This window comes from Lichenibacterium dinghuense, assembly GCF_021730615.1.
In the GTDB taxonomy this organism is placed as follows: domain Bacteria; phylum Pseudomonadota; class Alphaproteobacteria; order Rhizobiales; family Beijerinckiaceae; genus Lichenihabitans; species Lichenihabitans dinghuensis.
Genome location: NZ_JAJLMN010000001.1, coordinates 1,452,225 through 1,465,072 on the forward strand (window position 1 = coordinate 1,452,225; position 12,848 = coordinate 1,465,072).

Genomic DNA, 12,848 nt, shown 5'->3' on the forward strand with positions numbered 1-12,848 from the left:
ATGACGGGTCCGGCGCGGCTCAGCGCCCCCCCGCGTCGGGCGGCGGCGCGCTCGTGTCCCGCACGACCAAGCGCGGCACGACCTCGACCCGCTCGGGGTGGGCCTGGCCCGCCAGCCGCGCGAGCAGGAACGCCGCCGCCCCGCGCGCCATCTCCTCCGCCGGGATCTCCATGCTGGTCAGGGCCGGCAGCATGTGGGCCGAGGATTGCAGGCTGTCGTAGCCGACCACCGACAGCTCGCCGGGCACGTCGACCCGCCGGGCCCGGCATTCGACGAGGACGCCGTAGGCCAGCACGTCGCTCGTGCACAGCAGCGCGGTCGGGCGCTCGCCCGGCCGCGCGCCGTCGAGCAGGCGCGCGACGCCCCGCCGGCCGCCCTCGATGGTGAAGGCTTCCTCCACGATCCGTTCGGGCGGCAGGACGAGGCCCCGTTCGGCCAGGGCCGCCACGGCGCCCGCGATCCGCTGCTCGACGCGGTCGTTGTTGGTCCGCGAGCCGGCCAGCATGGCGAACCTGCGGTGGCCGAGCGCGAACAGGTGGTCGACCACGCGGGCCATGGCGGCGGCATTGTCGAAGCCCACCATGGGATGGCCGGCCCCGGTCTCGAACGTGTAGGTCGTGAGGAAGGGCAGCTCCTGGGCGCGGAGCAGGTCCATCAGCTCCGGCCGGTGCGTGTGGCCGATCAGCACCAGGCCGTCGATGCCGCGCTCTACCAGGAGACGCGCCTGAAACAGCTCCCGGTCGAGGGAATAGTCGGACGTGGTGACGATCAGCGCGTAGTTCTGCCGCGCCAGCCTGTCCTGCAAGGTGCCGATGAAGTCGGCGTAGATGGGCTGCTTCAGGGTCGGCAGGATCACGCCGATGGTCTGGGACCGGCGCGAGCGCAGCGCGCGGGCGGCGCCGTTGCGGGTGTAGCCGAGCTCGCGCACGGCCGCCTCGACGCGCAGCCGCGCGTCCCGGTTCACCGTCTCGGGGGCGTTGAGCACGCGCGACACGGTGGCGGCCGAGCATCCGGCCGCCCGGGCCACGTCGCTCAGGCGGACGGGGGGACGCTTGGCCGCGTCGTTCAAACCGGAAGCCCGCGGACGGACGCGGTGTCGATGGGGCGGCGCTGGCGCGGCACGGCGGCTCCAAACCCGGACGAGCCGAACTGGGGTCAAATGATGTTTTCATCATATTCAACCCGCGGCTTGAGTCACCTCTTTCCGCTCCGAAAGCGCCATCCCCCGAACGCGTCGCCGCCGGTCGGGGGGACGAGCTGAGCGGTGGATGGGCAGCCTGCCGACTTTCCATCGCCAAAATGCCGCAATATGCCTCGCTCGGGCTTGCGCTATGTGACCGGATCGGTGCGGAGCCGACCCGGCGGGGAACCCCCTCAGGTGGGGAGCGTTGGCCCCGGACTTCGACGAATCGACGCGGGAACCCGGGCCGTCGCCCGCGTCCACGAGAGGGATTCACTTGGCGAACATGGGTACAGCGCGCGGCGAGAAGCTCGGCGTGGCGATCGTGGGGCTCGGCGGCGCCGTGGCGACGACGGCGGTCGCGGGGATCGAGGCCATCAAGGCCGGGTCCAACCAGCTCGACGGGCTGCCCCTCGCCCATCTCAGCGTGGCGGGCCTCGCCGACTACAAGGACATCGTGTTCGGCGGCTGGGACGTCAACGGCGTCGACCTCGCGGCCGCGGCCGAGGAACACGGCGTGCTCGGCAAGGCCGACAACGCCGCCGCCGGAACGATGAAGGCGATGACGCCCTGGAAGGCCGTCGCCAGCCAGAAGTTCTGCAAGAACATCGTCGGGCGCAACATGACGGCGGCGGGCAGCCACCGCGAGGCCGTCGAGATGATCTCGGACGACCTGCGCCGCTTCAAGCAGGAGAACGGCCTCGACCGCGTCGTGGTGGTCAACCTCGCCTCGACCGAGGCCTGGCCCGACCTGTCGCTCGACACGCTGAACAGCGTCCAGGCCTTCGAGCGCGGGCTCGACGACAGCAGCGAGGCGATCGGCCCGGCGATGCTCTACGCCTACGCGGCCATCGCCAGCGGCTGCGGCTACGGCAACTTCACGCCGAGCGTCGCCGCCGACGTGCCGGCGCTGACGAGCTTCGCCAAGGACCGCAACGTCGCGGTCGCGGGCAAAGACGGTAAGACCGGCCAGACCATGATGAAGACCGTGATCGCACCGGCCCTGAAGGCGCGCGCGCTCCACGTCGACGGCTGGTTCTCGACCAACATCCTCGGCAACCGCGACGGCTTCGCCCTGCGCGACCCGAACTCGCTCCAGTCCAAGCTCAACACCAAGGGCTGCGTGCTGGAGGACATCCTCGGCTACCCGGTCGAGGACCATCTCGTCGACATCCGCTACTACCGCCCGCGCGGCGACGACAAGGAGGCCTGGGACAACGTCGACGTCACCGGCTTCCTCGGCCAGAAGATGCAGATCAAGATCAACTTCCTGTGCAAGGACTCGATCCTGGCGGCGCCGCTCGCCATCGAGATCGCGCGCGTGCTCGGCCTCGCCGGCAAGCGCGGCGACGGCGGCGTGCAGGAGCAGCTCAGCCACTTCTTCAAGGCGCCGATGACGCGGGACGGCCGCAAGGCCGAGCACAGCTTCCACGCCCAGGAAGCCATGCTGATGGACTGGCTCAACGTCGGCTGATGGATCCCGTGCAGTCGAACCATCAGGACCCCGCGGACGCCCTCAAGGCGCTGTTCGGGGAGATCGGCGATCTCAAGCGCGTCCGCTCCGCCGGGCGCCACGGCACGATCGCGACGCGGCTGTTCCGCGCCGCGTGGTCTGAGCTCGCCGCGGGCGAGCCCGCCCCCGAGGTGGCGCGCCGCATCACCGCCCAGGCGCTGGCGGCGGCGCGCCTCGGCGACCTCGACCGGCCGCTGTTGATCGAGGCCGGCCTGTCGCCGGCCGAGGTCAACGTCGTGCTGTGCCGCGCCGTCGAGGAGATCTCCGGCCCCGTGCCCGAGCCGCTGCGCTCGGCGCTGGTGTCCGCCGTGGCGGTGCCGGCGCCGGGGCGGCCGGGCGAGCTGCCGCGCTTCGTCGGCCTCCTCGAGGATCAGCCCCGCGCCGGCGTGACCTGCCCGGGCCGCCCCCGCATCGTGCTGGAGCCCGCCGAGAGCCACGCCGAACACTGCCTCGTCGTCGCGGTCTACGGCGTGCTCCTGGCGCCGCGCTACGGCGCGGACCCCGCCACCGTGTTCCTCGCCGCGCTGGCCCACCACTTCCACAACGCCGGCATGCCGGACTCCGGCTTCACCGGCGAGATGCTGCTCGGCGACCACCTCGGCCCGGTGATGCAGCACTTCGTGGACGACGCGCTGGCCTCGCTGGAGCCCGGCCTGCGCCGGCGCGTCGCCGAGGCGCGCGCCTGCCTGCCCGACGCCGACACGCCCGAGGGCCGCGCCTTCCACGCCGCCGACACGGTCGACCGCGTGTTGGAGATCGCCCAGCACCTGCGCGCGGCCTCGCTCACTATGGACACGGTGCTGGGCGAGATGGCGCTGGTCCACGACGGCCCGGTGAAGGGCTTCCAGGACCGCGTGCTCGCCGAGATGCGCATCCCGTGACCGGGGGCTGGACCGGGCTGCGCTCGCCTATCACGGGCGAAGCGCTCGGGCCCGACGGCGCTCATGCCCTGCGCGAGCCGGGCGGGCGGCGATGGCCGGTGGTCGACGGCATCCCCTACCTGCGCACCGGCCGCGAGGCGCTCGCCGAGGCGGCCCTCGCCCGCCTCGACGCGGGCGACCGCGCCGGCGCGCTCGCCGTCCTGCTGGCCGACCAGGACGACTGGTGGACCGGCCCGCCGGCCGACCCCGCCGACCTCGCGCGCCTCGTCGCCGAGGCCGACCGCCTCAGCCTGCGCGACGCCATGGGCCTGCTCGGCTTCGGCCGCGTCGGCGACTATTTCGCCCACCGCTGGAGCGACCCGACATTCATCGCGGGCCTCGCGCTGATCGAGGCGCACCGCGCGGACCGCACCCGCTCGGCCTTCGAGCTCGCCTGCGGCATCGGCCACTACGGGCGCGAGTTCCTCCGCCGCGGTGCCACCTACGCGGGCGCGGACGTGGTCTTCGCCAAGCTGTGGCTGGCCCGCCACTGGGTGGTCGGCCGCGAGGCGCGGCTCGCCTGCTTCGACGCCGCCGCGCCCTGGCCCGTGACGCCGCCGCTGGCGGAAGGCGGCTTCGACCTCGTGCTGTGCCAGGACGCCTTCTACTTCCTGGAGCCGAAGGCGGAGATCCTGGAGCGGCTGCGCGGCCTCGTCGCCCCGGACGGCCGGCTGCTCGTCGGCCACGTCCACAACCGCGAAGCCGAGAACTATTCGGCCGGGCGCGCCGCCACGGCGGAGGACCTAGCCGGGCTGTTCCCGGGCGCCGTCGCCTACGACGACGCGGAGCTGACGCGGGCGCTCGTGGAGGAGCGGAAGCCGGAGCCGCGACTCCTCGCCGAGCTTCGCCGCGTCGAAGCCTTCGCGCTGGCCTCGGGCGGCGAGCCGCGGCGGCTCAGCGGCGGCTACGCCGTCCCGCCCGACGCCGCGGCGCTGCGGACCAACCCGCTCTACGTGGACGGCGCGGTGCGCTTCCCGTCCGAGCGCTACGCGGCCGAATACGGGCCGCTCGCCACCTATCCCGCGGCCCTGGTCGAGCCCGCCGACGCGCTGGCCCGCGCCGCCGCGGTGCGCTGCCGCGCGCTGGTCGACCTGCCGGAGCGCTGGTGATGGAGCCCGTCCGCTGGGGCATCGCCGGCTTCGGCTGGGTGGCGCGCGACTTCACCCTGCCCGCCATGCTGGCGGCCGGCGATCGCCTCGCCGCCGTCTGCGACCCCGACCCCGCCGCCCGCGCCCACGCCGAATCCCTCGGCGCGCGCGCCTACGCGACCGTCGAGGAGCTCGCCGCCGACCGGTCGGTCGAGGCCGTCTACGTGGCGACGCCGAACCACCTCCACCGCCCGATGGTCGAGGTGCTGGCCCGCGCCGGCAAGGCGATCCTGTGCGAGAAGCCCCTCGCCCACACGCTCGACGACGCGGCCGCGATGATCGCCGCCGTGGAGCGCTCGGACGGCCTCTACGGCACGGCCTTCGACCAGCGCCACCATCCCGCCCACGTGGCGATCCGCGACGCCGTGCGGGCCGGCCGGCTCGGCACCGTCACGGCGGTCCGCATCGTCTACGCGTGCTGGCTCGGCTCCGACTGGTCGGCGGGGTCGGGCCGCGACAACTGGAGGGTCGACGCCGCCAAGGCGGGCGGCGGCGCGCTGATGGACCTCGCCCCGCACGGGCTCGACCTCGCGGGCTTCCTGCTGGGCGAGCCCTTGACCGCCGTCGCGGCCATGACGCAGAGCCGCGTGCAGGACTATGCGGTCGACGACGGCGCCCTGCTGATGGGCTCCACGGCCTCGGGCGCGCTGGCGCAGCTCCACGTCGCCTACAACCATCCCGAGACGCTGCCGCGCCGCCGCCTGGAGGTGGTGGGCACGGGCGGGCTGATGGCGGCCGGGAACACCATGGGCCAGGACCCCGGCGGCACGCTCACCTTCACGGACGCCGCCACGGGCGCGGGCGAGCCCGTGCCCTTCGATCCGAAGCTGTCCCCCTTCCTGGCGCAGGTGCGCGCCTTCGGGCACGCCCTGCGCTCGGGCGACCGCTCCGCCTTCTCGGGCGCGCGCGATCTCGCCACCATGCGCCTCCTCGACGCCGCCTACCGATCGGCGGCCGCACACACCTCCGCGAGCTGACCATGAACCAACTGCCGGCCGATCTCCCCGAGGCGGCCCGACGCTACATCGAGGGCCTGCCCAAGGGGCGCTTCGCGGGCTTCTCCATGACCCCGCTCGACGACACGGGCGTGCCGGCCTGGATGGTGGGGCTGTTCCTCGACGAGTCGCACGGGCTCAAGGGCGCCATGCCGTCCGGCTACGGCTACGGCACCACCGACGCCCAGGCGATCATCGGCGCCGTGGCCGAGATCGCCGAGATGATCTGCCCGACGCTGCGCCTGCGCGAGGAGCCGCGCCGGATCGACAGCTACGACGACCTCGTGCGCGAGTTCGGCCGCGACCGGGTCGCCGACCCGCTGACGCTCGGCCTGCCCGCCGGCAGCCCGGTGACGCGCGCGACGCCTCTCGCCTGGATCGAGGCAACCCGCGCCCGCGACGGGGCCCGCGTCTGGGTGCCGATGGACGTCGCGGCCTGCGACTTCTTCGAGCTGCCGGACGGCTACCAGCCCTTCACGACGCTGATCACCAACGGCCTCGGCGCCGGGCCGGACGTCGAATGGGCGGTCGGCCACGGGCTGCTGGAATGCCTGCAGCGCGACGGCAACGGCCTGCTGTTCCGCGCGCTCGACGCCGGCGTGCTGCTCGACCTCGAGGGAGCCGACGTCGGCGAGGACGCCCGCGCCCTGCTGTCGAAGCTCGACCGGCTCGGCATCGAGGTGCTGCCGAAGTTCGCCACCGACGAGTTCGGCCTGACCAACCTCTACGTCGTCGGCCACGACCGCGGGACCCCGCGGGTGCCGATCATGCTCTCCGCCTGCGGCGAGGCCTGTGACCCCGACCCGCGCCGCGCCCTCCACAAGGCGCTCCTGGAATTCTGCTCGGCGCGCGTGCGCAAGACCTACGGCCACGGCCCGCTCGGCGAAGCGCTCTCCGTGGCGCCGCCCGGCTACGTCGACGACTTCGTCCGCACCGCGCTCCCCAGCCTGGAGCTGGAGGAGAGCCGCGCGCTCCGCGCCATGATGGACTGGACCGACATGGGCGCGGCCGACCTCAAGCGGGCGCTGGACGCCTCGGTCTTCTCGGTGAAGTCGCGCAAGCCCTTCGCGAGCCTGCCCGGCGCGGGCCTGCCGCCCTCGACGGAGCCCTCCGACACGCGCTCCCGCGGCCGCATCGCCCGGGAGCGGCTGGAGGCGGCCGGCTTCGACGTGCTCTACGTCGACTGCTCGCCGCGGGACGGCGCCTTCGGCGTCGTCAAGGTCATCGTGCCGAACCTCGAGGTCGAGACGATGAGCTACTACCGCATCGGCGAGCGCAACACCCGCAAGCTGATCGAGCGGGGCTCGCCGCTGATCGTGTTCGGCGAGGAGACGGAGGCGCGCCGCCCCGTGCGCCTGTCGCCTGAGGCGATCGAGCGCCTCCGCCCGCTGACGGGCGGCCGCCAGCCCCTGTTCGACACGGCCGAGGCCGACCGCGTCGTCGGCCCGCTCTACCCGCTCTACCGCGAGCCCGAGGCGCACCACGTCGCCTACCGTCTGGAGCAGCGCGCCAAGCGGGGCGCCCGATGAGCCTGCGCTTCGCCTACAACACCAACGGCACGAGCTCGCACCGGCTCGACGACGCGCTGATGCTGATGGCCGAGACCGGCTATGCCGGCGTGGCCCTGACGCTCGACCACAACCACTTCGACCCCTTCGCCACCACTTGGCGGGCGGATGCCGAGAAGCTGGCGAAGCGCCTGCGGGGCCTCGGCTTCGGCTCGGTGATCGAGACGGGCGCCCGCTACCTGCTCGACCCCCGCGCCAAGCACGAGCCGACCCTCGTCACGGCCGACCCGGCCGGGCGGGCGCGGCGCATCGCCTTCCTGCACCGCGCGATCGACATCGGCGAGATCCTCGGCTCCGAGGCCGTGTCGTTCTGGGCCGGCGTGCCGAAGCCGGGCGTCGATCCCGACGAGGCGCGGGACTGGCTGCGCGCCGGGCTCGAACAGGTGGTGGCCTATGCGGGCCGGCGCGGCGTCGTGGCGGCGCTGGAGCCCGAGCCCGGCATGCTGGTCGAGACCGTCGACGACTACGCGGAGCTGGCCCGCGACCTGCCCGGCCTGAAGCTCGCGCTCGACACCGGCCACCTCCTCGTCACCGGCGAGCGCGACCCCGCGGCGGCCGTCGCCGAGTTCAAGGACCGGCTCGGCACCGTGTCGATCGAGGACATGCGCCGCGGCGAGCACGTCCACCTGCCCTTCGGCGAGGGCGACATGGACGTGCCGGCCCTGCTCGACGGCCTCGACGCCGCGGGCTTCGGCGGCCTCGTCTGCGTGGAGCTGTCGCGCGACGGGCACCGGGCCGACCTGATGATCCCGCAGGCCTTCTCCTATCTCAGCCTGTGCCGCGGCAACGTCCGCGCGGCGCCGAGCGCGGGCGAACCCGCCGGGCGGGAGGATCTGCACTGATGAGGGTCTGCTTCGTGTCGCGGCGCTTCTTCCCCGCCATCTCGGGGATGAGCGTCTACGCCGTGAACCTGCTGCGCGAGCTCCTGCGCGCGGGCCACGACGTCACCATGGTGAGCCAGTACCGCGGCGACGCCTTCGGCACGCGCGTCTACGGCGGCGGCCCGCCCCCCGCCGTGCCGGGCGTGCGCGTGATCGGCCTCGAACAGCTCGGCGAGCAGTCGACCGGCGACTTCGAGCGCGACATCGACACGATGGTCGAGACGGTCGCGGCCGAGCACGCGCGCCAGCCCTTCGACCTCCTCCACGCGCAATACGGCTACCCCACCGGCTGGGCGACGCTTCTCGCGGCGCGCAGGCTGGGCATCCCCTGCGTGGTGAGCATCCAGGGCGGCGACGGCCACTGGGTCGGCTCCTGCTGCGAGACGCACCGGCGCGCCATGGTGGAGGTGCTGAACCACGCCAACGCGCTGCTGATCGGCGGGGAAAGCTTCATCGACGAGGTGACGGAGCGGCTCGGCACGCGCCGCGACCGCTTCACGGTGGTGCCGGGCGCCGTCGACACCGAGCGCTTCCGCCCCCGCGACGAGGCCCGCGTCGGCGACGCCGCCGACCCCGTGCGCTTCCTGTACCACGGCCGCGTCGACCGCCGGAAAGGCGCGCTCGACTTCCTCGACGCCCTCGGCCTCCTGCGCGACCGCGGCCTGCCCTTCCGGGGCATCGTGTCCGGCATCGGCCCGGACGTCGACCCCTGCCGCGAGCGGGTCGGCGCGCTGGGGCTCGGCGAGCACGTGGAGTTCACCGGCTACGCCGACTACGACGCCGTGCCGGCGCTCTACCGGGACGCCGACGTCTTCGCCTCGCCGACCTACATGGAGGGCTTCTCCAACACGATCCTGGAGGCCATGGCGTCGGGCCTGCCCAACGTGTCCTGCCGGGCCGTGGGCGTGGTGGACTGCCTGCGGGACGGCGAGAACGGGCTGCTGACCGAGCCCGGCGACGTGCCGGCCCACGCCGACGCGCTCGCGGCCATGATCCTCGACCCCGCCCTGCGCCGCCGCATCGCCCGCGCCGGGCTGGAGGAGTGCCGGCGCGTCTACTCGTGGCAGGCGGTCGGGGCCCGCATCATGGCGGTCTACGCCCGCGTGGTGCACGAGAAGCCCGACACGGACTTCGACCCCGTGCTGCCCGTCGCCGCCGACTGCCGCTACCGGGCCGAGCCGCACCTGCTGTGATGTCGGGAGCTTCCCCGCTCATCCCCGCGCAGGCGGGGATCCAGCGCACGGAGGCGGCCGAAGGTCGTCGATCTTCCGCCGGGGTGCGCCCTGCCGCCACCGTCGGCGAGACGGACGGCCTCTGGCCGACATGCTCGCGCTGGATCCCCGCCTGCGCGGGGATGAGCGGTGGAGACGCCTGATGCCAACCGCCCTCGCGCTCTCCCCCCACCTCGACGACGCCGCCTTCTCCTGCGGCGGCACCCTCGCCCGCCTCGCCGCGTCCGGCTGGCGCGTGGTCGTGGCGACGCTGTTCACCGCTTCCGTGCCGGACCCGAGCGGCTTCGCCCTCGCCTGCCAGCTCGACAAGGGGCTCGGCCCGGAGGTCGACTACATGGCGCTGCGCCGGGACGAGGACGCGGCGGCGATGCGGGCGCTCGGCGCCGAGCCGGCGTGGATGCAGTTCCGCGAGGCCCCGCACCGCGGCTACGACAGCGCGCCGGCGCTGTTCGCGGGCGTGCGGGACGAGGACGGGATCGTCGACGACCTCGCGCCGGCGCTCTCCGCCCTGCTCGCCGAGCACCGCCCCGACCTCGTGCTCGCCCCCCAGTGCATCGGCGGCCACGCCGACCACGTCCAGGCGGTGCGGGCCTTCGACCGCGCGGGCTGGGCCGGCCCGACCCTGTGGTGGCGCGACTTCCCCTACGTGGTCCGCGACGCGAGCCCGCGCGAGCCTCTGCGCGAGCGGATGGCGACGCTGCCCGAGAGAGAGGTCGCGCTTTCGCCCTCCGAGGCGGAGGCGAAGCGGCAGGCCTGCCTCGCCTATGTGAGCCAGCTCGGCTTCCAGTTCGGCGGCGCGGAGGGGCTGGAGCGGCGGCTCGCGGCCGCGGGCGGGGCGGAATGCTTCCGCGTCACTGGAAACGTGGCCGGATTCTAGCGGGCGTCCTTCCGGCCTCGCGAGCGCAGCGAAGCGATCCAGCACACGCTGTCAGGCCGGGATGCGCGAGCAGGACCGGCCCGCGCGACGGCTCACCGCGGCTGGATCGCGTCGCTGCGCTCGCGATGACGGGGCGGACTTTCAATGCTCATACCGATACCCCCGCCGCGCCTCCGCCAGCGCGCGCCCGAGGTCGTCGGAGAAGCGCTCCTTGGCGTCGGGGCCGAGGAATCCCGCCACCTCCACCCGGTTCGCCCGCGCCACGAGGTCGAGCCGCTGGGTGCCGAACTCGGCGTGCTCCTGCCGCTCCAGCCGCACCCAGGACGGGTTGAAGCGCCACTCGGCGCGGGCGCCCTTCGCGCTGACCTTGGCGAGCGTGAGCTGCAGGAAGGTCACGCGCACGTCCTCGTAGGCACGGGCCGAGCGGAAGCTCGCGCGGAAGGCCACGTAGACCGCCAGCACGTCGAGCCCCATGAAGCCCGCCACCGGCCAGGCGCCCATGATCACGAAGGGCAGCGTCGAGGCGAAGCTGATCGCCGCGATGCCGAGCAGCAGGAACCGGAACTGGCGCGGCGTGAGCGAGCGGTGCGGGCGCAGGCGCGTCGCGAACAGGACCGGCTCGGCGGGGTCGGCTTCGGACATGCGGCCTCCCATGCTACGGAACCCTCGTCACCGCGATATAGGACCCGCATGGCCCGGAAAAAGCCATCCTCCCCCGGCGCCGCACCCTCGGTCGCGGCCGCCCCGGACATCGGCGCGCCGGGCGGGCAGCGGCCCGTCGCCGCGGCCGTTCTGGACGACGCGCACGAGGCCGGGCGGGTCGGCGCCATCTTCGCCCGGCTGCGCGCTGCCAACCCCGAGCCGAAGACCGAGCTCGCCTATTCCAGCCCCTTCACGCTGCTGGTCGCCGTGGTGCTGTCCGCGCAGGCGACGGACGTGTCGGTCAACAAGGCCACGGGGCCGCTCTTCGCCGTCGCGGACACGCCGGAGGCCATCCTGGCGCTCGGCGAGGAGCGGCTGCGCGACTTCGTGAAGACGATCGGCCTCTACAACTCCAAGGCCAAGAACGTCATGGCGCTCTGCGGGCTTCTGGTCGAGCGGCACGGCGGCGCGGTGCCGCGCGACCGCGCCCTGCTCGAAGCCCTGCCCGGCGTCGGCCGCAAGACCGCCAACGTGGTGCTGAACACGATCTGGGGCGACCCCGTCATCGCGGTCGACACACACGTGTTCCGCGTGTCGAACCGTCTCGCCATCGCGCCCGGCGCCACGCCGCTGGCGGTCGAGCTCGGGCTGGAGAAGGCCATCCCGGCCGAGTTCATGCGCGACGCGCACCACTGGATGATCCTGCACGGCCGCTACACCTGCGTGGCCCGCAGGCCGCTCTGCGCAGCCTGCCCGGTGTCGGACCTGTGCCCCTGGCCGGAGAAGTCGGCCTGACGGGACGCGGGGGCGCTCAGCGCATCGTGTCCAGGTTCTCGTGGGACTCCACGTAGCTGCGCAGCCGCAACCCTTCGGCCTCCGTGTCGCGCACCGCACGGCGGCCGGGCGAACGGGACGCTTCCCCGGCCGCGAAGGCGGGGCCGACGGCGCCGGCGGGCTCCACCGCGGCCCGCACGTCCTCGGCCGACAGGGAGCCGGAGCCGGCGGCGCCGGGCGAAGCCGCGTCCGAGCCGAAGGCCGGCCCGACCGCGCCCGCCGGCTCGACCGCGGTGCGGACCTCGCCCTCGGACAGCGCCCGCAGGTCCGCCGCGGCGCGGGCCGGGTCCCAGCCTTCCAGCTCCCAGTCGGCCTGCCGCGCGTCCATGTCGACGGCGCCCTCGCGGTCGAGCACTTCGATCACGCGGGCCCCGTCGCCGGCCCCGGTGTCGACGGACACCAGGAAGCCGCCGCGGCGCAGCCCCTCGCCGTAGGCGTGGTGGTCCTCGTCGGCCATGAACAGCTCGCGCACGGCGGCGAGGAAGCCCTTCTCGGACGAGGGCTCCACGGGGTCGGTCTTCAGGCCCGGCCCTCCCTCCAGCAGGGTGATCCGTCCACGGTCGACGCCCGCCGCGATGAGGTCGTCGACGGCCGCCTGGGCCTGTGACCGCTCGTCGAAGAAGGCCGTCACGGCGCGGCGCGCCGTCCCTGATCCGCCCATCGCCATCGTGTCCCCTCCCAGCGTGATCCCGCGCCGCTTCGGGCGCACCGGCCAACGGCCCCGGCGGGGGGCGGGTTGCCGCCGAGGCCCGCCGTGACGGCCGATCACGGTTTCGTGATCGAAATTTTCGCCCGGCGGCCGGCCGGCAGCATCGCCTTTCCCGACGCGACAGCCCTCGACCGCCGATCCCTCGGCGACGCGTCCTGGGACGGCGCAGTGGACCGCCACGGCGTGCAAGTCCTCGTGCCGCCGCGACAGGGACGGGCGCGCGGGCCGCGAAGATCTCGCGTTCCAGGCCGCGTGCGACGCGACATGACGGATGTTCAAAGTCCTCCCAACGCTGGAACGCTCAGTTTTCGAAGCGCAATTCCCCAAGGCTTTGATTCAGATACCTGAA

12 protein-coding genes are annotated in these 12,848 nt (G+C 73.8%); 9 read left to right on the forward strand and 3 right to left on the reverse strand.

Annotation, left to right across the window (positions count from 1 at the left end):
• Positions 1-19: 19 nt before the first annotated feature.
• Positions 20-1,069, reverse strand: coding sequence for a LacI family DNA-binding transcriptional regulator (locus L7N97_RS06980; protein ID WP_237477607.1), 1,050 nt, complete (start codon positions 1,067-1,069; stop codon positions 20-22).
• Positions 1,070-1,466: 397 nt separating this feature from the next.
• On the opposite strand from L7N97_RS06980, the gene L7N97_RS06985 reads away from it, so the two are divergent.
• The 8 genes from L7N97_RS06985 to L7N97_RS07020 all read left to right on the forward strand — a co-directional run bounded on the left by L7N97_RS06985 (position 1,467) and on the right by L7N97_RS07020 (position 10,314).
• Positions 1,467-2,654 carry an inositol-3-phosphate synthase gene (locus L7N97_RS06985; protein ID WP_237482081.1) on the forward strand — a complete coding sequence of 396 codons (1,188 nt, stop codon included), beginning with the start codon at positions 1,467-1,469 and terminating at the stop codon, positions 2,652-2,654.
• Entirely contained in the window at positions 2,654-3,574 is a 921-nt protein-coding gene (locus tag L7N97_RS06990) for a hypothetical protein (RefSeq protein WP_428980964.1), read from the forward strand. Before L7N97_RS06985 ends, L7N97_RS06990 begins: the two co-directional genes overlap by 1 nt.
• The gene (locus tag L7N97_RS06995) at positions 3,571-4,722 is read left to right on the forward strand and encodes a class I SAM-dependent methyltransferase (RefSeq protein ID WP_237477609.1); all 1,152 of its coding nucleotides are present in this window, start codon (positions 3,571-3,573) and stop codon (positions 4,720-4,722) included. The genes L7N97_RS06990 and L7N97_RS06995 overlap by 4 nt, the downstream gene beginning before the upstream one ends.
• Entirely contained in the window at positions 4,722-5,738 is a 1,017-nt protein-coding gene (locus tag L7N97_RS07000; protein ID WP_237482083.1) for a Gfo/Idh/MocA family protein, read from the forward strand. Before L7N97_RS06995 ends, L7N97_RS07000 begins: the two co-directional genes overlap by 1 nt.
• A gap of 2 nt (positions 5,739-5,740) precedes the next feature.
• A complete protein-coding gene (locus L7N97_RS07005) occupies positions 5,741-7,285 on the forward strand; it encodes a YcaO-like family protein (RefSeq protein ID WP_237477610.1) in 1,545 nt (514 codons plus the stop codon).
• Complete coding sequence (locus L7N97_RS07010; protein ID WP_237477611.1) at positions 7,282-8,166, forward strand: sugar phosphate isomerase/epimerase family protein; 885 nt, start codon at positions 7,282-7,284, stop codon at positions 8,164-8,166. The genes L7N97_RS07005 and L7N97_RS07010 overlap by 4 nt, the downstream gene beginning before the upstream one ends.
• Positions 8,166-9,398: a glycosyltransferase family 4 protein gene (locus tag L7N97_RS07015; RefSeq protein WP_237477612.1), complete on the forward strand. Its 1,233-nt coding sequence runs from the start codon at positions 8,166-8,168 to the stop codon at positions 9,396-9,398. The genes L7N97_RS07010 and L7N97_RS07015 overlap by 1 nt, the downstream gene beginning before the upstream one ends.
• Positions 9,399-9,579: 181 nt before the next feature.
• Positions 9,580-10,314: a PIG-L deacetylase family protein gene (locus tag L7N97_RS07020; protein WP_237477613.1), complete on the forward strand. Its 735-nt coding sequence runs from the start codon at positions 9,580-9,582 to the stop codon at positions 10,312-10,314.
• A 141-nt stretch (positions 10,315-10,455) separates the two neighbouring features.
• On the opposite strand, the gene L7N97_RS07025 is transcribed toward L7N97_RS07020, so the two are convergent.
• Entirely contained in the window at positions 10,456-10,956 is a 501-nt protein-coding gene (locus tag L7N97_RS07025; protein WP_237477614.1) for a DUF2244 domain-containing protein, read from the reverse strand.
• Between the two features lie 48 nt (positions 10,957-11,004).
• On the opposite strand from L7N97_RS07025, the gene nth reads away from it, so the two are divergent.
• Entirely contained in the window at positions 11,005-11,751 is a 747-nt protein-coding gene (nth, locus tag L7N97_RS07030; protein ID WP_237477615.1) for an endonuclease III, read from the forward strand.
• 16 nt (positions 11,752-11,767) lie between these two features.
• Here nth and L7N97_RS07035 read toward each other — a convergent pair whose 3' ends face one another.
• On the reverse strand, positions 11,768-12,457 hold the full coding sequence (locus L7N97_RS07035; protein ID WP_237477616.1) for a hypothetical protein: 690 nt from the start codon (positions 12,455-12,457) through the stop codon (positions 11,768-11,770).
• Positions 12,458-12,848 lie beyond the last annotated feature (391 nt).

What these genes read in the sequence shown, in the direction of transcription:
- L7N97_RS06985 (WP_237482081.1), top strand. Translation starts at nt 1,467, where the DNA reads ATGGGTACAGCGCGCGGCGAGAAGCTCGGCGTGGCGATCGTGGGGCTC.
- L7N97_RS06990 (WP_428980964.1), top strand. Translation starts at nt 2,654, where the DNA reads ATGGATCCCGTGCAGTCGAACCATCAGGACCCCGCGGACGCCCTCAAG.
- L7N97_RS07000 (WP_237482083.1), top strand. Translation starts at nt 4,722, where the DNA reads ATGGAGCCCGTCCGCTGGGGCATCGCCGGCTTCGGCTGGGTGGCGCGC.
- L7N97_RS07005 (WP_237477610.1), top strand. Translation starts at nt 5,741, where the DNA reads ATGAACCAACTGCCGGCCGATCTCCCCGAGGCGGCCCGACGCTACATC.
- L7N97_RS07010 (WP_237477611.1), top strand. Translation starts at nt 7,282, where the DNA reads ATGAGCCTGCGCTTCGCCTACAACACCAACGGCACGAGCTCGCACCGG.
- L7N97_RS07015 (WP_237477612.1), top strand. Translation starts at nt 8,166, where the DNA reads ATGAGGGTCTGCTTCGTGTCGCGGCGCTTCTTCCCCGCCATCTCGGGG.
- L7N97_RS07020 (WP_237477613.1), top strand. Translation starts at nt 9,580, where the DNA reads ATGCCAACCGCCCTCGCGCTCTCCCCCCACCTCGACGACGCCGCCTTC.
- L7N97_RS07025 (WP_237477614.1), bottom strand. Translation starts at nt 10,956, where the DNA reads ATGTCCGAAGCCGACCCCGCCGAGCCGGTCCTGTTCGCGACGCGCCTG.
- nth (WP_237477615.1), top strand. Translation starts at nt 11,005, where the DNA reads ATGGCCCGGAAAAAGCCATCCTCCCCCGGCGCCGCACCCTCGGTCGCG.
- L7N97_RS07035 (WP_237477616.1), bottom strand. Translation starts at nt 12,457, where the DNA reads ATGGCGATGGGCGGATCAGGGACGGCGCGCCGCGCCGTGACGGCCTTC.